Origin of the sequence: Streptomyces sp. WG7 (genome assembly GCF_049975785.1) — a bacterium.
Taxonomy (GTDB): Bacteria; Actinomycetota; Actinomycetes; order Streptomycetales; family Streptomycetaceae; genus Streptomyces.
In genome coordinates, this window is record NZ_JBNGGE010000055.1 from 23405 (window position 1) to 44493 (window position 21089).

At 72.4% G+C, this 21089-nt stretch carries 8 protein-coding genes; 7 read left to right on the forward strand and 1 reads right to left on the reverse strand.

The window, feature by feature from the left end; all coding sequences use genetic code 11:
* Nucleotides 1-249: 249 nt before the first annotated feature.
* Nucleotides 250-900, reverse strand: a complete 651-nt coding sequence (locus ACP4J0_RS33610; RefSeq protein WP_426602490.1) for a carboxymuconolactone decarboxylase family protein — start codon at nucleotides 898-900, stop codon at nucleotides 250-252.
* Between the two features lie 399 nt (nucleotides 901-1299).
* On the opposite strand from ACP4J0_RS33610, the gene ACP4J0_RS33615 reads away from it, so the two are divergent.
* The 7 genes from ACP4J0_RS33615 to ACP4J0_RS33645 all read left to right on the forward strand — a co-directional run.
* The gene (locus tag ACP4J0_RS33615) at nucleotides 1300-15033 is read left to right on the forward strand and encodes a type I polyketide synthase (RefSeq protein WP_426602491.1); all 13734 of its coding nucleotides are present in this window, start codon (nucleotides 1300-1302) and stop codon (nucleotides 15031-15033) included.
* A gap of 197 nt (nucleotides 15034-15230) precedes the next feature.
* On the forward strand, nucleotides 15231-16001 hold the full coding sequence (locus ACP4J0_RS33620) for an AraC family transcriptional regulator (protein WP_426602492.1): 771 nt from the start codon (nucleotides 15231-15233) through the stop codon (nucleotides 15999-16001).
* Nucleotides 16002-16258: 257 nt separating this feature from the next.
* Nucleotides 16259-17314: an iron-siderophore ABC transporter substrate-binding protein gene (locus ACP4J0_RS33625; protein ID WP_426602493.1), complete on the forward strand. Its 1056-nt coding sequence runs from the start codon at nucleotides 16259-16261 to the stop codon at nucleotides 17312-17314.
* Nucleotides 17311-18354, forward strand: coding sequence for a FecCD family ABC transporter permease (locus ACP4J0_RS33630; RefSeq protein ID WP_426602494.1), 1044 nt, complete (start codon nucleotides 17311-17313; stop codon nucleotides 18352-18354). The genes ACP4J0_RS33625 and ACP4J0_RS33630 overlap by 4 nt, the downstream gene beginning before the upstream one ends.
* Complete coding sequence (locus ACP4J0_RS33635) at nucleotides 18351-19403, forward strand: FecCD family ABC transporter permease (RefSeq protein WP_426602496.1); 1053 nt, start codon at nucleotides 18351-18353, stop codon at nucleotides 19401-19403. Before ACP4J0_RS33630 ends, ACP4J0_RS33635 begins: the two co-directional genes overlap by 4 nt.
* Nucleotides 19400-20254: an ABC transporter ATP-binding protein gene (locus tag ACP4J0_RS33640; RefSeq protein WP_426602498.1), complete on the forward strand. Its 855-nt coding sequence runs from the start codon at nucleotides 19400-19402 to the stop codon at nucleotides 20252-20254. Before ACP4J0_RS33635 ends, ACP4J0_RS33640 begins: the two co-directional genes overlap by 4 nt.
* Nucleotides 20255-20543: 289 nt before the next feature.
* Nucleotides 20544-21089: MFS transporter (locus ACP4J0_RS33645; RefSeq protein ID WP_426602500.1), on the forward strand; the 546-nt coding region annotated here is incomplete at its 3' end.

The window sequence follows — 21089 nt, forward strand, 5'->3', positions numbered from 1 at the left end:
GAGATTCACCTCGAGGCAGCGGATGAATGAGCCTTCACTGAGTCGGATTCTGCATTTCTAATGGCAAACCACTTCTCCTGTTGCTCGGCAATGGAACGGTGTCGCCGGGTGGCCGCTGCGGTATGCGCAGCGGCTCGTTCTGCTCGCACCGTAGGGGCTGTCCCGCAATACCCGGCGAGTATTGCGGACAGCCCCTACGGTGTGAGCGGAGAAGCACCCCGTGCCGTCCCGCGACAAGAGGCGCCGGTTTCACGCCTCGGTACGAGACCCTGGCGCAAACGACACCTGCGGGCGCGCATGCCTGCCCGACCTCGTCCGCCCCGGGGCCGCGGGCAGCGGCGCCGGATGCTCCAGCCAGGTGTCGATCGGGACAAGACAGGAATTCAGGATGAACGCCAGGGTCTTGTACGTTCCGATGAGGGCCAGCAGTTCGAGGAGCTGCTCCTCGCTGTAGCGCTGGGCAAGCTGCCCCCACGTGCCGTGGGAGAGCGTTGACCTGGTGTGGAGCTCGTCGACCGCATCGAGGAGGGCGGCTTCGAAGGGCATCCAGCCGGAGGTGTCCTCGGAGCCGACTGCGGCGATGACCGTCTCGCTCAGTCCGACGAAGAGTCCCGCGGCGTGGTGGTGGGCCCAGATGTACGGGGCCTGGGAACGCCATGCCGTTCGCAGGATGACGATCTCGCGTTCGTGTGCCGGGAGGACGCCGCCGGCCACGTGTGACATCAGTGGCTGCATCGCGGGCAGCAGCGCCGGGTGGTTGGCGATGGTCCGCAGAACGTTCGGCGGAGGCCGGTCCGCGAGGAGCCCGTTCAGCATCCGGCTCACCGTCTGCGCATAGCTCTGGCCGGCAGGCGTGGCGGCGAAGTCCTCTACGTCCTGCGGGTCGATCCTGGGCGGCATTCCCCCACCTTCTGCTCAGTGTCACCGCGTCGGTTTTCGTGGACGGGCGGCTCGGCTTTGGAAGCCGTTTTCCGCCGACCGGGTTCCAACGGTAATGGAACCCGAGGGGATTTCAAACATCGAAGGTTCAGGTCTCGGGAAATTTTTTGACACTCCTCGTCGTCGCATCGAACAACACTCTCCGAATGATATGCATCTGCAAATCCAGAAGGTGTGGCGAACCGCCCCGAAATCAAACTGGAGTATTGGCGTTGCGCGATTGATGTGTAGTATCAATGCGTTGCTGATCACGGCTCGAACGGCAGGCCGGTATCGCCGGATTCCTGAAGGCCGGACGTGTGCCATCACGCGCCCTCTCCCCGCCGAGCCGGCGAAGACGAAGAGTTGGGAAGCGGTGCCGTGAACCGATCCGAGTCCACGTCTGCTGAGCGAATCCATGCGAGGGACGACGCCATCGCGGTGGTGGGGGTGTCCTGCCGGCTGCCGTCCGCAGAGGATCCCGCGCGGTTCTGGCGGCTGCTGACCGGCGGAGCGAGCGCGGTGTCGCAGGTGCCGCCGGGGCGGTGGAGCACTGGGGCAACTGCCTCCGACGAGACCGGCTGGGGTGCCTTCTTGGCCGAAGTCGACCGTTTCGACGCCGAGTTCTTCGGGATCTCGCCGCGTGAGGCGCGGTCGATGGACCCACAGCAGCGCCTCGCACTGGAGCTGGGCTGGGAGGTCCTGGAGGACGCGGGCCTGGCGTCGGCTGCGGTTCGAGGCAGCGACACCGGGGTGTTCGTCGGCGTGACCGCGGACGACTACAGCGCACTGGCCCGGCGCGGGGGATTATCGGCGATCGGGCATCACACCCTGACCGGCCAGAACCGCAGCCTGATCGCGAACCGGGTGTCCTACTTCCTGGGGCTTCGGGGACCGAGCCTGGTGGTGGACACCGGGCAGTCGTCGTCGCTGGTGGCGGTGCACCTGGCATGCGAGAGCCTGCGGCGCGGGGAGTCGGCGATGGCGCTGGCCGGCGGTGTGCACCTCAACCTGGTGCTGGACAGCGCGGTGGCGGAGGCCCAGCTCGGTGCCCTGTCCCCGGTAGGCCGCTGCTTCACCTTCGACGAGCGCGCCAACGGGTACGTCCGCGGCGAGGGTGCGGGCATGGTGCTGCTCAAGCCGCTGGCGAGGGCGCTGGCCGACGGGGATGAGATCTACTGCGTCATCGAGGGGAGCGCGGTCGGCAACGACGGCCCCAGCGAGGGCCTGGCCGCCCCCGACCCCCGGGGACAGCAGGCGGTGTTGCAGGCGGCGTGCCGGCGTGCGGGGGTCGACCCGGGCGCGGTCCAGTACGTGGAGCTGCACGGGACCGGCACCCGGGTGGGTGACCCGGTGGAGGCATCGGCGCTCGGCACCGTGTACGGGGCGGGCCGTTCCGACGGCAACCCGCTGCTGGTCGGCTCGGTGAAGACGAACGTGGGGCATCTGCAGGGCGCCGCGGGAATCACCGGCCTCCTGAAGGTCGTGCTGTCGCTGCGGAACGGCGAGCTCCCGGCGAGCCTGAACTTCCAACTGCCCAACCCGCTCATCCGCTTCAGCGAGTGGCACCTGGACGTGGTGACATCGAACCGTCCCTGGCCCTACCGCGACGGCCGTGCCCTGGCCGGAGTCTCATCGTTCGGCGTGGGCGGCACCAACTGCCACCTGATCGTGTCAGCCGCCGAACCGGTGCCCGGCAGTGCGCCCGCGGGCGAGAACCTCGGTATGGCGGACAGTGCCCTCATGGCGGGCGGCGCCGTGCCGTTGCCGCTTTCGGGCCGGACCCGGGACGCCCTGCGTGCGCAGGCCGTCAGCCTTGCATCCCGTCTGGAGGAGAACCAGCGACTCGACCCGGTGGACGTGGGCTTCTCCCTGGCGACCACCCGAACTGCGCTCGACCACCGCGCCGTCGTCCTCGCGCCGGACCGGCCGGGTGCCCTGGACGCGCTGGCGGCGCTGGCCGATGGCGAGTCCGCGACAGGCGTGGTGCGGGGAGTCGCCGACGTCGAGGGCAAGACGGTGTTCGTATTCCCCGGACAGGGTGCGCAGTGGGCGGGCATGGGCATCCGTCTGATGGCGGAGTCCCCGGTGTTCGCCGAGCGGCTGGCCGAGTGCGCCGCCGCGCTCGCGCCGTACGTGGACTGGTCGCTGCCGGAGGTCTTGGAGCAGACAGAGGGGGCGCCGTCGCTGGAACGCGCGGACGTGATCCAGCCCGCCTCCTGGGCGGTGATGGTCTCCCTCGCGGCCGTGTGGCAGGCGCACGGAGTGGTCCCGGACGCGGTGGTGGGGCATTCCCAGGGGGAGATCGCGGCGGCGTGCGTGTCCGGTGCGCTGTCACTGGAGGACGCGGCCAGGGTCGTGGCGCTGCGCGGCCGGATCATCGCACGCCGCCTGGCGGGGACGGGCGGCCTGCTGTCGGTGTCGCTGGCCCACGGCGAGGTCGAGGCACGGCTCCACCACCGGGACGGCCTGGTGTCGGTCGCGGCGGTGAACGGACCGAGCTCGGTGGTGGTCTCCGGTGACCTGGAGGCGCTGGACGGGCTTTTCGATGAACTGGCGGGCGACGACGTGCGGGTGCGGCGGATCGCCGCTGACTACGCTTCGCACTCGGCGCAGGTGGAGCCAGTACGCGAGGAGCTGCTGGCCTCGCTGGAGAGCATCAGTCCGCGCCGGGCCGAGGTGCCGTTCTTCTCCACGGTGACCGGCGAGTGGCTGGACACCACCGGTATGGACGCCGGGTACTGGTATCGCAACCTGCGACAGACCGTTTGCTTCGAACCGGCCGTCCGTGCGCTGCTCGGGCAGGACCACCGGTTCTTCGTCGAGGTCAGCACCCACCCCGTGCTGACCGCAGCGGTGCAGGAGATCACCGACGATGCCGCGGACGGTCCGGCCGTCGCCGTCGGCACGCTGCGCCGGGAAGTGGGCGGGGCGGACCGGTTCCTGAGCTGTCTGGCCGAGTTGTTCGTCCGCGGTGCGCCGGTCGACTGGTCGCGCTCGTTCACCGGGACCGGCGCCAAGCGGGTGGCGCTGCCCACATACGCGTTCCAGCGGGAACGGTACTGGCTCGAGGAGCCGGCCGGAGGTGCCGCGGCGCAGGACACCGCCCCGGCCGCTCCGATGGTCGTGCACGGGCACGCTCACGGTCCGGATGGGCACTCCGCCGTTCCGAACGGACACGCCGACGGTCCGGAGCCCGGCCGTGTGGAGTCCGACGCTCCGTGGACGCGCGCACGCCTGGGGCGGCTGGTTCGCACGGAGACGGCGATGGTGCTGGGTTTCACCTCCGCAGATCAGGTGAATCAGGCTCGGTCCTTCAGGGAACTGGGCTTCGATTCGGCGATGGCGGTGGAGCTGGTGACCCGGCTGAAGGCCGCGACCGGACTGCGGGTGCCCAACACCGCGCTGTTCGACCATCCCACGCCGGACCGGTTCGCGGATCATCTGGCCTCTGAGTTCACCGGCCCGGAATCCGGTGGTGCGTCGTCGGCGCCCCGCGACGTCCCCGCGGACGAACCGGTTGTCGTCGTGGGGATGGCCTGCCGCTTCCCGGGCGGGGTGACCTCGCCGGAGGGGCTGTGGGACCTGGTGTCGGGCGAAGAGGACGCCATCTCCGGCATGCCCACCAACCGAGGGTGGGCGCCGGAGATGCCGGAGACCGGCAGGCCGGGCGGGTTCCTGTACGACGCGGACCGTTTCGACGCGGCGCTGTTCGGGATCTCGCCGCGCGAGGCGGAGGCCATGGACCCACAGCAGCGGCTGGCGCTGGAGGTGAGCTGGGAGGCGGTGGAACGGGCCGAGATCGCTCCTTCGTCCCTGCACGGCAGCCGGACCGGTGTGTTCGTGGGGGCGATGGCCCAGGACTACGGTCCGCGGCTGCAGGACAGCTCCGGTGACGCGGAAGGGTATCTGCTGACCGGCACTTCGCCGAGCGTCCTTTCCGGCCGGATCGCCTACGCTCTGGGGCTGCGGGGACCCGCCCTGACCGTGGATACGGCATGCTCCTCGTCCCTGGTGGCGTTGCATCTGGCAGCGCAGGCGCTGCGAGCCGGTGAGTGCTCCCTGGCACTGGCCGGCGGTGTCACCGTCATGTCGGAGCCCGGGATCTTCGTGGAGTTCGCCCGGCAGGGCGGTCTGTCGCCCGACGGCCGCTGCAAGGCGTACGCGGAGGCCGCGGACGGCACCGGCTGGTCCGAAGGCGTGGGAATCCTGGTACTGGAGAGGCTGTCGGACGCGATCCGGGGCGGCCACCGGGTGCTGGCGGTACTGCGCGGCTCTGCGGTCAACTCGGACGGGGCGTCGAACGGCCTGACCGCGCCCAGCGGAATCTCGCAGCAGCAGGTGATCGGCCAGGCCCTGGCCGGTGCGGGCCTGGTGCCGTCGGAGGTGGACGCGGTGGAGGGGCACGGCACCGGCACCCGGCTGGGTGACCCGATCGAGGCTCAGGCGCTGCTCGCCACCTACGGGCAGGGCCGGGACCGGGATCGTCCGCTGCTGCTGGGGTCACTCAAGTCGAACATCGGGCACACGCAGGCCGCCTCCGGCGTCGCGGGCGTCATCAAGATGATCCTGGCGATGCAGCACGGTGTACTGCCCCGGACGCTGCACGTGGACACGCCGTCGTCGCAGGTGGACTGGTCGGCCGGCGCGGTGGAGCTGCTCACCGGCTCCGCCCCGTGGCCACAGGTCGAGCGACCCCGCCGCGCAGGCGTGTCGTCGTTCGGCATCAGCGGCACGAACGCGCACGTGATCATCGAGCAGCCGTCGCAGGACCGGCCCGGCCGGCCCGCCGCTCATCCACCGGCCGCGCTCCGGGCGGAGGCCGGGCCCGAAGTGGTGCCGTGGCCCGTGTCGGCGCGCACCGAGGCGGCGCTGGAGTCCCAACTGGACCGGCTGGCCGCTTTCGTGGCCGACACCGGCGCGGCGGCGCTGGACATCGGCTACTCGCTGACGACGACACGCTCCGAGCTCGAGTGCCGAGCCGTACTGCTGGCCGCGGCGGACAGCACGGAGGGCCGCGACGGGCGGACCGTGCGGGTGGCAGAGGGCACGGTGGCGGGCGCCCCCGACCCCGTGGCGCTGCTGTTCGCCGGCCAGGGCGCGCAACGGCTGGGCATGGGTCGCGAGCTGCACGCCCGCTTCCCGGTGTTCGCGGCGGCGTGGAACGAGGTCTGCACGCTGCTGGACGGAGAACTGGAACGGCCGCTGCGCGAGGCGGTGTTCGGAGACGACGCGGGGCTCCTGAACCGTACCGAGTACGCCCAGCCCGCGCTGTTCGCCCTGGAGACAGCCCTGTTCCGGCTGGTGGAGTCGTGGGGCGTGGTGCCTGATCTGCTGGTCGGGCATTCAGTCGGAGAGATCGCGGCGGCACATGTGGCCGGGGTGCTGTCCCTTCCCGACGCGTGCAAACTCGTCGCCGCACGCGGACGGCTGATGCAGGCACTGCCGGACGGCGGCACCATGATTGCGCTGCAGGCCACTGAGGACGAGGTGATGCCGCTGCTCGCCGGCTCCGAGGACCGGGTGGGGCTCGCCGCGGTCAACGGCCCGCAGGCGGTGGTGGTGTCCGGGGACACCGCCGCGGTGGAGGCGATCGCGGACCGGTTCGCGGCCGACGGCCGCAGGACCACTCGGTTGCGGGTCGGCCACGCGTTCCACTCCCCGCTGATGATGCCGATGCTGGACGAGTTCCGCGCGGTCGCCGAGGGTCTGGCCTTCGGCGAGCCGCGCATCCCGATCGCCTCGACCGTCACCGGGGAGCCGATCGATGCGGAGCTGATCCGTACACCTGACTACTGGGTCCAGCACGTCAGGCTGACCGTGCGGTTCGCCGACGCGGTCGGTGCCGCGGCCGCCGCCGGCGCCCGTACCTTCCTCGAACTGGGCCCGGACGCCACGCTGTCCGTACTGGCGCAGGATGTTCTCACCGACGTGGCGGGCGTCGAGACGGTGCCGCTGCTGGGCAGGGACCGTGACGAGGAGTCCACGACGGTGACCGCGGCCGCCCGGCTGTACGTGCGGGGCGTGCCGGTCCGCTGGACCGAGATGTTCGCCGGCACCGGCGCGCGCCGTGTCGCGCTGCCGACCTACGCGTTCCAGCGGGACCGGTACTGGATCACGCCCGCGGGCAAGGCCGCGGCGGCCGGCGTGGCCTCGGCAGGGCTCAGCGGTGTGGCGCACCCGCTGCTCGGCGCGGTCGTGGAGCTGCCCGGCACCGGTGGTCTGCAGTGCACCGGCCTGCTGTCGGTGACGGCACAGCCGTGGCTGGCCGACCATGTGGTGGCCGGACAAGTGACCTTTCCCGGGACCGGTTTCGTGGAGCTGGCGGTACGGGCCGGCGACGAGGTCGGCTGTGGTCTGGTCGAGGAGCTCACCCTGGTCACACCGCTGGTGCTGTCCGGGCAGGGCGACGGCGGTGTGCGGATTCAGGTGGCCCTGGACGACCCCGGTGACGACGGCCGACGCGCCCTGGGCATCTACTCGCGGCCCGCCGACACGCCGGACGGGCCATGGGCGCTGCACGCCACAGGCGTGATCGCGCCGGGTACGTCAGCGGCCGACGCCGGTCACGGGCCGGTGGCCGACGCCGGTCACGGGCCGGTATGGCCACCGAAGGACGCCGTACCGGTCGACCTGGACGGCTTCTACGAGGGGCGGCGTGATACCGGACTCGCTCACGGGCCGGCGTTCCGGGGTGTCCGGGCGGTCTGGAGGGCGGGCGACGAGGTGCTGGCCGAGGTCGTGCTTCCTGAGCACGTCGCCGACGATGCCGACGTCTTCCGGCTCCATCCCGCGCTACTGGATTCGGCGCTGCACATCGCGGCGCTGACCGGGCTCGACGACTCGGACGGCGCGCGGCTGCCGTCGGCGTGGTCCGGGGTGTCGCTGCACGCCGTGGGTGCGTCGGTGCTGCGGGTGCGGATGAGCAGGACGGGCGATGACACGGTCACGCTGACCGCGGCGGACGCCGCGGGCGATCCGGTGGTGTCGGTGCGCACGCTGGTGCTGCGCCCGCCGGCGGTCGACGCCGCGGGGGCCAGGGCCGCGCGACCGCTTCTGCGTCTGGACTGGCTGCCCGCCCCGGTGCCGGACACCGCCGGGCATGACCGTGTCGCGGCCGGGGAGGCGGTGCTGCTCCCGGTCACCGCGCCCGTCGGCGTGCCGGTGCCGGAGGCGGTCCGTGCCGTCACTGCGTCCGTGCTCGACGCGCTGCGGCAGCACCTCGAGGACGAGAACGGGAACGGGAACGGGAACGAGGACGGCGACGGCCGACGGCTGGTGTTCGTGACCCGCGGAGCGGTGGCCACCACCCCCGAGGCGGCGCCTGACGTGGTGGCAGCATCGGTGTGGGGGCTGGTGCGTTCGGCCCGGCAGGAAAGCCCCGGCAGTTTCGTGCTGCTCGACCTGGACCCCGCGGACGACGGGGATCCGGTGTCGGCTGCCGCGGGAACGCTCCGTGCGGCGCTGGACCGTGATGAGCCCGAGTTGGCGCTGCGCGCCGGTGAGCTGCTGGTGCCTCGCCTGGCCGCCGCCGACGCCCCGGACCTGTCGGCGCCGGGCACGGTGTGGGACGGCGACGGCACCGTGCTGGTCACCGGCGGTCTCGGCGGCCTCGGCGCGCTGGTCGCCAAGCACCTGGTCACCACGCACGGGGTCCGTCACCTGCTGCTGGTCGGCCGTCGGGGTGCCGCCGCGGAGGGCGCCGACGAGCTGGTGGCCGAGCTGACCGGGCAGGGCGCCCGGGTGGCCGTCGCCGCCTGCGACGTCTCCGACCGCGCAGCCCTGGCCGCCCTGCTGGAGGAGATCCCGGACCAGCACCCGCTGACCGGCGTCGTGCACGCCGCCGGTGTGCTCGACGACGGGTTGGTCGGGGCGCTGACCCCGGATCGGCTGGACAGGGTGTTCCGTCCGAAGCTTGACGGCGCGTGGCATCTGCACGAACTGACGCGCGACCGCGGCCTGACGGCTTTCGTGGTGTTCTCGTCGGTCTTCGGCGTCCTTGGCAACGCGGGACAGGCAAGTTACACCGCGGCGAACGCGTTCCTGGACGCGCTGACGCAGCGGCGGTGCGCAGAGAGGCTCGCGGGTCTGTCGATCGGCTGGGGGCCTTGGCCGCAGGACGCCGGTATGTCCGCTGGGCTGACCGCGGCGGAAATGGGGCGGATCACGAGGGCCGGGTTGCCGACGCTCTCCGTCGAGCAGGGACTGGCCTGGTTCGACGCCGCAGGTGCGGCGGGCGAGGCATCCGTCGTTGCCTCACGGGTCGACCGGGCTGCCGTGCGCGCGCGTGACACCGTGCCTGCCGTCTTCCGCGGACTGGTCCCCGCCGGGCCCGCCCGTCGGGTCGCCGCCACCGGTAGCGGCTCCGGCCTGCTCGCCGGGCTGACGCCCGACCGGGCCCGTGCCACCCTGCTGCAGCTGCTGCGCGAGCAGGTGGTGGCGGTGCTCGGGCACGCGGGTCCGGCGACGATCGGGGCCGGTCGGACGTTCAAGGACATGGGCTTCGACTCCCTGACCGCCGGCCAGTTGCGGAACAGCCTGAGGAAACGGACGGGCCTGAGCCTGCCCTCGACCCTGCTCTATGACCATCCGACGCCGGAAGCGCTGGCCGCCCGTCTGTGGACCGAGCTGGGCGGCGGGGTCGACGAGCGGCGGGAGGGCCCCGAGCCGGCCCCGCTCACGGAGGGCGGCCCGGCGGCCGCGGCACCCGGTGCGGAGCCGATCGCGATCATCGGAATGAGCTGCCGGTTCCCCGGCGGGGTGCGCTCGCCCGAGCAGCTGTGGGAGCTGCTGGCCGCGGGCACGGACGCCATCACCCCGCTGCCCGCCGACCGCGGCTGGGACCCGGGCGTGTACCACCCCGATCCGGACCGCGCAGGCAGGACCTACTCGTCGGCGGGGGGCTTTCTCGACGGCGCGGCCGGGTTCGACGCGACGTTCTTCGGCATCTCCCCGCGTGAGGCGGCCTCGATGGAACCGCAGCAGCGGATGCTGCTGGAGCTCGCCTGGGAGGCGTTCGAACGCGCCGGCCTCGATCCCGGGTCCCTGCGGGGCAGCATGACCGGTACGTTCGTCTCGGCAACGGCCCAGCAGTACGGCGCGGGGGCGTCGGCGGACTCCGACGGGTACCAGCTCACCGGAACGATCCCCAGCGTACTGTCGGGTCGCCTCGCCTACATGTTCGACTTCGGTGGGCCGTCCGTGACGGTGGACACGGCCTGTTCGTCGTCCCTGGTCGCGCTCCACATGGCGTGCCAGTCGCTGCGCTCGGGAGAGAGCACCCTGGCCCTCGCCGGCGGCGCCACGGTGCTGACCAGCCCGGACGTTCTTGTCTCACTGAGCAGGCACCGCGTCATGGCACCGGACGGGCGCTGCAAGGCGTTCGCCGAGTCCGCGGACGGCATGGGCATCGCCGAAGGCGCCGGTCTCCTGGTGCTGGAGAGGCTGTCGGACGCCGTCCGGCACGGCCACCGGGTGCTGGCGGTCGTCCGCGGGTCCGCGGTGAACTCCGACGGTGCCTCCAACGGGCTGACCGCACCGAGCGGTCCGGCGCAGCAGCGGGTCATCCGGCAGGCCCTCGCCAACGGCGGGCTGTCGGCGTCCGACGTCGACGCCGTCGAGGCACACGGAACCGGCACGGCACTGGGCGATCCGATCGAAGCGCATGCGCTGCTGGCCACCTACGGCCAGGACCGGGGCGGCAACCCGCCGCTGCTGGTCGGCTCGGTCAAGTCCAACATCGGACACACCCAGGTCGCCGCGGGTGTCGCGGGTGTCATCAAGATGGCGATGGCGCTGCGCCACGGCCAGTTGCCGAAGACGCTGCACGTCACCGAGCCGTCCTCCCGTATTGACTGGGACTCGGGCGCGGTCAGCCTGCTGACCGAGTCGGCACCGTGGCCCGACCTCGGCCGTCCGAGGCGGTGCGGGGTGTCGGCGTTCGGGATGAGCGGGACCAACGCGCACGTCGTCCTGGAGCAGGCCCCGACACCCGCCGACCGGCCCTCGCTCGCGGGTCCGGTCTCGGACGGGCCGGCAGCATGGCCGGTGGCGGCCAAAACGGCCGGAGCGCTGCGCGCCCAGGCCGGGAAACTGCTCGCCCACCTGGACGACCACCCTGGGCTCCGGCCCATGGACGTCGGGTACTCGCTGGCGACGACCCGCGCCGCGCTCGAGCACCGGGCGGTGCTGGTCGGCGACGACCGCGCGGCGCTGCGCGAGAGCCTGGCGGCCCTGGCCGAGGGCACCTCGCATCCCGCCGTACTGCGGGCAACAGCGCCCGGGCGGGGCCCAGTGGTCTTCGTCTTCCCGGGGCAGGACGCGTCGTGGAGCGGGATGGCCGCCGGGCTGCTCGACGTCTCGCCCGTCTTCGCCGCCCGCGTCGGCGAGTGCGAGGCGGCTCTGGCCCCGTACCTCGACTGGTCGCTCACCGGCGTGATGCGCGGCGAGCCCGGCGCTCCCCCGATCGAGGGGCGGCCCGATGTGCTGCAGCCCGTGCTGTGGGCGATCATGGTCTCGCTCGCCGCCCTCTGGCGCTCGTTCGGTGTCGAGCCGGCCGCCGTGATCGGTCACTCCCAGGGCGAGGTCGCCGCCGCCTGCGTGAGTGGCGGATTGTCGCTGGACGACGGTGCTCGCGTGGTGGCGCTGCGCAGCCGGCTCATCCGCGAACGCTTGTCCGGGAGTGGCGCGATGATGTCGGTGATGGCGTCGCCGGAGCGCATACGGGCGCTGCTGGACGGGGTGTCCGGCGCGGTGTCGATCGCGGCGGTCAACGGGCCCGAGACGGTGACGGTCTCCGGTGATCCGGCTGCCCTCGACGAGGTCGAGCGCGGCCTGTCCGCAGCCGGAATCATGCGCTGGAGGCTGGCCGGCGTGGACTTCGCCGCCCACTCGGCGCACACCGACGAGATCGAGCCCGAGTTGCTCGAGATGCTGGCTCCGGTGCGGCCCCGCCCGTCGGAGGTGCCGTTCTACTCCACGGTGACCGGGGGCCGCTTGGACACGGAGGAGCTTGACGCCCGGTACTGGTGCCGGAACCTGCGGCAGACCGTGTCCTTCGCCGAGACGATGACGGGCCTCGTGCGCGAGGGATACGGTTTCATGATCGAGGTCAGCCCGCATCCGGTGCTCGCGGTCGGCACCAGCGAGATCATCGAGCGCGCGGGCAGCCCCGCGGTCACCCTGGGCACCCTGCGGCGGGACGACGACGGATGGGACCGTGTCCTGCGCTCGCTCGGGGAGGCGTACGCCCACGGCGTTCCCGTCGACTGGAGCACGGTGCTCTCCGGCGGCCGTACGGTGGACTTGCCCACCTACGCCTTCCAGCACGAGTCCTACTGGACAGCCCCGCCCGCCTCGACGCCCCGCACGACGGACTCCACCGACGACCCGCTGTGGGACGCCGTGGGCCGGGGGGACGCCGCCGAGGTCGCCACGCTGATCGGCCTCGAAGCCCAGTCCAAGGAAGCGCTCGACTCGGTGCTCCCGGCGCTGTCGGCGTGGCACAGGCGGCAGGACGAGCACTCACTGATCAGCAGGTGGCGCTACCGGACCGTGTGGACACCCCTGCGTGTCCCCGCCGACCCGTCACTGACCGGAACATGGCTGGTGGTGACCACGGACGGTGTCGACGATGCGGATGTGCTGGCCGCACTGACCGCACACGGCGCCCAGGTGCGCCGTGTGGTCCTCGACGGGACCTGCACCGATCCCGAGTTGCTGGCGGCACGGCTCGGGGATGTCGACCGCGCGGCCGGGGTGCTGTCGCTGCTCGCGGTGGCCGAGGAGCCGGACGGGGGCGAGCCCGCACTGCCCGCCGGTCTGGCGCTGACCGTGTCGCTGGTCCAGGCGCTGCTGAGGTCCGGTGCCGAAGTCCCGCTGTGGACGGTGACCCGCGGTGCGGTCCCGACGGGCCCGGCCGACCCGGTGCGCCACCCGCGGCAGGCGATGGTCCTCGGGCTCGGACGGACCGCGGCGCTTGAGGCACCATCGCTGCGGGGCGGGCTGGCCGACCTCCCCGAGCGGCTCGACCCCGAGGCCGCCGGGCGATTCGCTTCGCTCCTCTCGGGAGGCTTGAGGCAGGACCAGGCGGCCGTGCGATCCTCGGGCGTGCTCGTCCGGCGACTGGTGAGCGCACCGGCACGAGCCGACTCGCCCGGCACCTGGACGCCCGGCGGCACGACGCTGGTGACGGGCGGCACCGGGGCGCTGGGCAGTAGGGTCGCCCGGTGGCTGGCCCGGCAGGGAGCCGAGCACCTGGTGCTGTTGAGCCGGCGTGGCCCGGCGGCACCGGGCGCGGCCGAGCTGACGGCGGAGCTCAGGGCCAACGGGGCGACCGTCGACGTGGTGCGGTGCGATCTGACCGACAGGGATGCCGTGGCCGCGGTACTCGACCGGCTCTCGGCGAACGGCAGTCCGGTGCGCGCGGTGGTGCACCTGGCGGGGACGCGCGCCCTCGGGCCGCTGGGCGCGGAGCGCCTCGACCATTTCGCCGATGCGGTGCATGCGAAGGTGGCGGGCGCCGCACACCTCGACGAGCTGCTCGACGACACCGGCCTGGACGCCTTCGTGCTGGTCTCGTCGGTGGCCGGTGTCTGGGGTGTCGGCGACCACGCGGCACAGGCGGCGGCCAATGCGTATCTGGAGGCGCTGGCGTCACAGCGTCGTGCCCGCGGCGCCTGCGCGACGGCGATCTCCTGGGGCCCCTGGGAGGAGGCACGCAGTCAGATGAGCGAACAGGACGGTGAGCAACTCGTCCGCGGCGGGATGTCCTTCCTCGACGGCGACCTGGCCCTGGCCGGGCTCGCCCAAGCACTGCACGAGGAGGAGACCGCGCTGACGGTCGTCGACATCGACTGGGAGCGTTACCTCCCTGTCGTCACCGCGGCCGGTCCCAGTCCGCTCTTCAGCGAGCTACCGGAGGCACGGCGCCTCGACGAGCCCGCACCCACGAGCGACGACGGCGGGTTCACGGTGCGGTTGCGGAAGCTTCCCCCCGCGGAGCAGCGACGACTGCTCGTGGACCTGGTGCGGCGCGAGGCCGCGGCGGCGCTCGGCCACTCCTGTGGCGAGGCGGTCGATGAGCACGCGGCGTTCCGCGACAACGGCATGGACTCGCTCGCCGCGGTCGATCTGCGCAACCGCCTTGCCTCAGCGATGGGCACGGCGCTGCCCAGCACCGTCGTGCTCACTCACCCCACCCCGGCCGAACTGGCCGGCCATCTCATCGACCACCTCGCCTCACCGCCGACGGAGGACGGCGGCACCGGCGGCGCCGCACCGACCGACCTGGTCGCACGCCTCCACCGCGACGCCGTGCGGACCGGCCGCATGGACGACGCCGAGACCCTGCTCTTCGACCTCGCCGCCCTCCGGCCCAAGAGCACGGGGCCCGTCCCGCCCACCGTGGACCGGCTCACCGCGGCCACCTCAGGCACCCGCCTGATCTGCGTGGCCCCCGTCGTACCCCTGACCGGGCCCGACACCTACTTCGCACTCTCCCAGGCGCTCCCCGAGGACTGGGCCGTCTCCTGCCTGACGCCTCCCGGCTTCGGCAGCGACGAGATACTGCCCGCCACCCGGGAGGCGCTCGTCGAGGCACTGGCCCAGGCCGTGGACGCCCGGAGGGGCGACAACAACAGCGAGCCGGTGATCCTCCTGGGCACTTCATCCGGCGGCATCCTTGCTTACGAGACCGCCCGCCACCTCGCCGACCACGGCACGCCCGTGCAGGCCGTCGTCCTGCTGGACACCTACATCCTGGAAACCCCCACCGCCCGCGCGCTCCGTCCCCACCTGTGGCACGGCCTGTACGAGCGCGAGCACGTCGTCGGCAGCTACACCGCTACGGACCTGTCCGCCTACGCCTGGATGGAACGGCTCCTCCGCACCTGGACCCCAGCCCCCGCGCCCTTCCCGACCCTGCTCCTCCGCGCCTCGGAACCCCTCCCCGTCCCGCACGGGACCGACACGGGGCGGGACGACTGGCAGACAGCCCTTCCCCACATCACCACCACCCTGACCGTCTCGGGCAACCACTTCACCCTCATCAACCAGCACGCCGCTACCACTGCCGCCCACATCGCCGACTGGCTCGCCGGGCAGGGAGGGGTATGACAACAGCCGTGTCGCGTTTCGGTGGTGGACGCCGTCCGCAGATCCCGCCCTCGGCCACGGCGCCGGCTTCTGGGTCGCCCGCTGATCCAGTAGCACACCGGAGCCACGCGCAGACAGAGCACGGTGTTCCCGGGGCCTCCCGCCCGCGTGCGACCCGCGTACGGTCCGGGCAGCCGGGTGCCGGTTAGCCTGACCGCATGCGTGTCACCAGGGAGCTGCCGTCGCTCGCCGCCGGCGAGGTCGACGTGCCCTTCGTGATCAAGGGGTACGAGGAGGTCGTCGCCGACGACACGGCCTGGAACGAGCACTCGCACCCGTGGCACGAACTCCTCTGGAACGAGCAGGGCGCGTCCACGGTCGTGGTGGGTTCCCAGGTGTGGTGCGTCACGCCGACCCTGGGACTGTGGATGCCGGCGGGGCAGATGCACTCCGCCTCCGCGGTCGCGGGCACCTCGTACCGGGCGCACTTCTTCCGGTACGGCACCGTCTCGGCGTTGCCCGACGTGCCGGTCGCCGTGGACATCACCCCGCTGCTCCGGCTCCTTCTGGAGCGGCTCGAGGAGAAGGACCTGCCGTCGCGCTCCCGGGCGGTGACCGAGACCATGGTTCTCGACGTGCTGCGGCCGTCGGCCCGCGCGCTGCTGGTGCAGTTGCCCACGTCCACGCTGCTCCGGCCGATCGTGGACGCGGTACGGGCCGATCCGTCCCACCAGCGGACGCTGACCGGCTGGGCCTCCTCCCTCGGGTGCAGCGCCCGCACACTGACCCGGGCGTTCCGGACCGAGACGGGCACGAGTTTCGCCCGGTGGGTCGCCGCGGTACGGGCCCAGCACGCCGTGCACCTCCTCTCCCGCGGATTCGAGGTCGACGTGGTGGCCGACGCGGTCGGCTACCGCTCGGCGAGCGCCTTCGGGGCGGCCTTCCGGCGGACGACGGGCACGACTCCCGGCAGGTTCCGGGCGCGCTGACACAGCAGTGTGAAGGTCGCCCCGGGAAGACGGCCGGGGCGAGGGCCGTCCAGGGAGCGGGACGAAGGCTGTCCCGGGCGGAGGCTGTCCGGGCGGCGGCCGTTCCGTGGCGTTCCCGTACCCGCCGGATGTCCCGATCGCTACAAGGGCTGTCGAAAAGGCTCGATTGATGTGCGTACATCGACTCCATACTCTGTGCAGGCAAGGCTTACCTAACTTGCCGTGCCACCCCGGATCGAAAGTGACGAGACGCGTCGATGAGAACTCCACGCCTGCCTGCGCTCGCCCTCGCGGCGTCCCTCCTGTTCGGCCTCACCGCCTGCGGCGGCCAGGACGGTGACCAGGACGACAGCAGTGCCACCGGCGCCGGTGCCGGCGCCGAGGGCTCCGGCCAGTTCCCCGTGACGATCAAGCACGCGCTCGGGACCACCGAGATCCCCGCGAAGCCCAAGCGCGTCGCCACCGTCAACTGGGCCAACGAGGAAGTGCCGCTCGCCCTCGGCGTCGTCCCCGTCGGCATGGCCGAGGCCACCTTCGGTGACGACGACGGGGACGGCGTGCTGCCCTGGACCGAGAAGCGGCTGGGGGAGCTCGGCGCCAAGACCCCGGTCCTGTTCGACGAGACCGACGGCATCGACTTCGAGGCCGTCGCCGACACCCGGCCCGACGTCATCCTCGCCGCGTACTCCGGACTGACCGAGCAGGACTACGAGACCCTCAGCCAGATCGCCCCCGTGGTGGCCTACCCGGAAGCGGCCTGGGCGACCCCGTGGCGCGACATCATCCGCCAGAACAGCAAGGCCATCGGCCTCGCCGACGAGGGCGACAAGCTCATCGGCGACCTCGAGGGGCAGATCAGCGAGACCGCCGCCAAGTACCCCCAGCTCAAGGGCAAGACGGCGATGTTCATGACGCACGTGTCCTCCAAGGACGTCAGCCAGGTCGGCTTCTACACGACCCACGACACCCGCACCCAGTTCTTCACCGACCTCGGCATGAAGATCCCCGCCAGCATCTCCGGGCCGTCCGAGTCGACGAAGAAGTTCGTCCTCACCAAGAGCGCCGAGCGCATCGACGACTTCAACGACGTCGACATCATCACCGGCTACGGCGACGACACGGGTGAGCTCCTGAAGGCGCTCAAGGACGACCCGCTCACCTCGAAGCTGGCCGCCGTCGAGCGGGGCTCCATCTACCTGCTGCCCAACACCACCCCGCTGGCCACCGCCGCCAACCCCACTCCGCTGTCGATCCCGTACGTCCTGGACGACTACGTGAAGGCGCTCGCCCAGGCCGCGGACAAGGTCAAGTGACCGTCACCGCCACCCCGACCGCGCCGGACGCCGTGCTGGTACGGCGTCCGGCGCGCGTCCGCGTCCTCTGGCTCCTCGTGGTGGCCGCCGTCCTGATCGCCGTCATGGTGGCCTCCCTCGCTTTCGGGTCCCGTGCCGTGGCCTGGTCCGACGTGTGGGCGGCGCTCGGCGGAGCGGAGGCGACCCTGGAGGAGGCGGCCGTCGCCAAGCGCATACCGCGCACCCTCCTCGCCGTCGTCGTGGGCGCCGCCCTCGGACTCTCCGGCGCGGTCATGCAGGGAGTGACCCGCAACCCGCTGGCCGACCCGGGCATCCTCGGCGTCAACATGGGCGCCTCCCTGGCCGTGGTCACCGCCATCGCCTACCTCGGCCTCGCGTCGGCGTCCGGTTACATCTGGGTGGCGATGCTCGGGGCGGCACTGACCGCCGGCTTCGTGTACGCCATCGGCTCGCTGGGCCGCGGCGGCGCCACCCCGCTGAAGCTGGCCCTCGCCGGCGCCGCCATCACGGCCGCGCTCACCTCGCTGGTCAGCGCCGTCGTACTGCCCCGCAACGACATCTCCGACACCTTCCGGCTGTGGCAGATCGGCGGCGTCGGAGGCGCCTCCTACGACCAGCTCGGCAGCGTCCTGCCCTTCCTCGGCGCCGGGTTCGTCATCTGCCTGCTCTCCGCCCGGGCCCTCAACTCGCTGGCACTGGGCGACGACCTGGCCGCCGGACTCGGTGAACGGGTGGCCCTCGTCCGGGCCGGCGCGGCGCTCGGCGCGGTCGTGCTGTGCGGCGCGTCCACCGCCGTCGCCGGGCCGATCCTCTTCGTCGGTCTCCTCGTACCGCACGCCTGTCGGCTCCTGGCCGGCGTCGACCACCGCTGGCTGCTGCCGTTCTCCGCGCTGGGCGGCGCGATCCTCCTGACGGCCGCGGACGTGCTGGGCCGCCTCGTGGCACGGCCGGCCGAGATCGACGTGGGGATCCTGACCGGGATCATCGGCGCCCCGTTCTTCATCCACATCGTCCGACGCCAAAAGGTCAGGTCCCTGTGAGCGCACCAGCCGTCCGCGCCCCGTCCACGACGGCGGCCGTCACCCGCGCCCGGGTCCGCGGCGCGTACCGGCGACGGCTGCTCGTCCTGACGCTGCTGCTCCTCGTCGCCGCCGCGTTCGTCACGACCCTCATGGCCGGCCACACCTTCTACCCGGCCGGTGACGTGCTGCGCGTGGTCATGGGCGAGCAGGTGCCGGGCGCGTCCTTCGCCGTGGGCAGGCTGCGGCTGCCGCGGGCGGTACTGGCGCTGACCGCCGGATTCAGCTTCGGCATGGCCGGTGTCACCTTCCAGACGATGCTCCGCAACCCGCTCGCCAGCCCCGACGTCATCGGCATCAGCGCCGGAGCGAGCGCGGCGGCGGCCCTCGCCATCGTGACCTTCTCGATGAGCGGGACCGGGGTGTCGGTCGTGGCGATAGCCGCCGCGCTCGGGGTGGCGCTGCTCATGTACACCCTCGCCTTCCGCGACGGGGTCGCCGGCACCCGGCTCATCCTGATCGGCATCGGTGTCGCCGCCATGCTCGACAGCGTCACCTCCTACGTCCTGTCGCAGGCCGGTGAGTGGGACCTCCAGGAGGCGATGCGCTGGCTCACGGGAAGCCTCAACGGCACCACGTGGGAGGAGACCGTGCCCGCCGTCCTCGCCGTGCTCGTGCTCGGCCCCGTGCTGCTGTCCCGGGCCCGCGACCTGAGCGCGCTGAGCCTGGGCGACGACACGGCCTCCGCCCTCGGTGTCCGTGTCGAACGCACCCGGGTGACGGTGATCGTCGCGGCCGTCGGGCTGATCGCGTTCGCGACGGCGGCCGCCGGACCGATCGCCTTCGTCGCGTTCCTCTCCGGGCCGATCGCCGCCCGGCTGACGGGGACCGGCGGATCCCTGCTGGTGCCCGCGGGACTGGTCGGTTCCCTCCTCGTCCTGGTCGCCGACTTCACCGGCCAGTACGCCTTCGACACCCGCTACCCCGTGGGCATCATCACCGGCGTCCTCGGCGCGCCCTACCTCGTCTACCTGATCGTCCGCACCAACCGGGCCGGAGGCTCACTGTGACCGCGTCCCACACCCTCGCCACCGAGGACCTCACGCTCGGCTACGGCGACCGTGCCGTCATCGAGGGCCTGGACCTGACCCTCGCGGCCGGGCGGATCACGGTGATCGTCGGCGCCAACGCCTGCGGCAAGTCGACGCTGCTGCGCGCGATGTCCCGGCTGCTCGTCCCGCGCACCGGCCGGGTCGTCCTGGACGGCAAGGAGGTCCATCGCACCCCCGCCAAGGAACTCGCCCGCACCCTGGGCCTGTTGCCCCAGTCGCCGGTCACCCCCGAGGGCATCACGGTGCTGGACCTGGTCGGCCGGGGCCGCCACCCCCACCAGCGCGCCTTCTCCCGCTGGACGGCGAAGGACGACGCGGCGGTCGCCGCCGCACTGGAGGCCACCCACACGACCGACCTGATGGACCGGGCCGTCGACGAACTCTCCGGCGGCCAGCGCCAGCGCGTGTGGATCGCGATGGCCCTGGCCCAGCAGACCGACCTGCTGCTCCTCGACGAGCCCACCACGTTCCTCGACATCAGCCACCAGATCGAGGTCCTCGACCTGCTGACCGACCTGAACCGGACCCGCGGCACCACGATCGTCATGGTCCTGCACGACCTCAACCTGGCCGCGCGCTACGCGGACCGGCTCATCGCCCTGGCGTCCGGACGACTGCACGCCGCCGGCACGACCGGGGAGGTGATGACCGAGGACACGGTCCGGGCCGTGTACGGCATGGAGAGCCGCGTCATCGAGGACCCGGTCTCCGGCAGACCCCTCGTGCTGCCCATCGGCCGCCACCACTCGACGGCGGCGGGGGCCGGGGCCACCGCCGGGGCTCCCTCGACCGCGGACAGCACGAGCTGAAACCACGCGTGGTGGCACCCCGGCCCGGAGCGTCACCACGCACACGCGGATCATGGACGGGACGAGGGCGCCCCGGCGCCCGTCCGCCGCCCGGCGCGTCCCACCACCGATCACGCCCGGAAAACCCGTCCGGCACGCCCGGAAAACCCGTCCGGCACGTCCGGCCCCAGGAACACGGAGTACGTCCATGCGCTCGTCCCACCCGCAACCACCGCCCGAGGTGTCCGCGTCGCCGCGGCACGCGAGCGGCGTGCGCCCGGCTGCCGGACCGGCCGGGAGCCGCTGAGCCATGACCCCGAAGCTTGCCGCGCTGCTGCCCGACCTCGCGCCCTGGCGCTCCTCCCGCGACTTCCGCCTCCTGTGGTCGCAGGGCCTGGTCACCTACCTCGGCAGCGTGATGGCGCTGATCGCGCTGCCGCTCCAGATCAAGGACCTGACCGGCTCCCCGCTCGCGGTGGGCGTGATGGGCGCCGTCGAACTGGTACCGCTGGTCGTCTTCGGCCTGTACGGCGGCGCACTCGCGGACGCGGTGGACCGGCGCAAGGTCATCGTGCTGACCGAGGCGGGACTGGGACTGCTGGCGGTCGTCCTGCTGGTGAACGCGATGCTGCCGCAGCCCGCGCTGTGGCCGCTGTACGTGGTGGCCGCCGGAGTGGCGGCCCTGGCCGGACTCCAACGGCCGGCCCTGGACTCGCTGCTGGCCCGGATCGTCCCGCACGACCAGCTCGCCGCGGCGGCCGCGCTGAACGCCCTGCGCTGGCAGGCCCTCCTCGTCCTGCTCTGCCTCGCCCTCAACTTCGGCGCCGAGGCGCTCATCACCCGCAACTACTGGCTC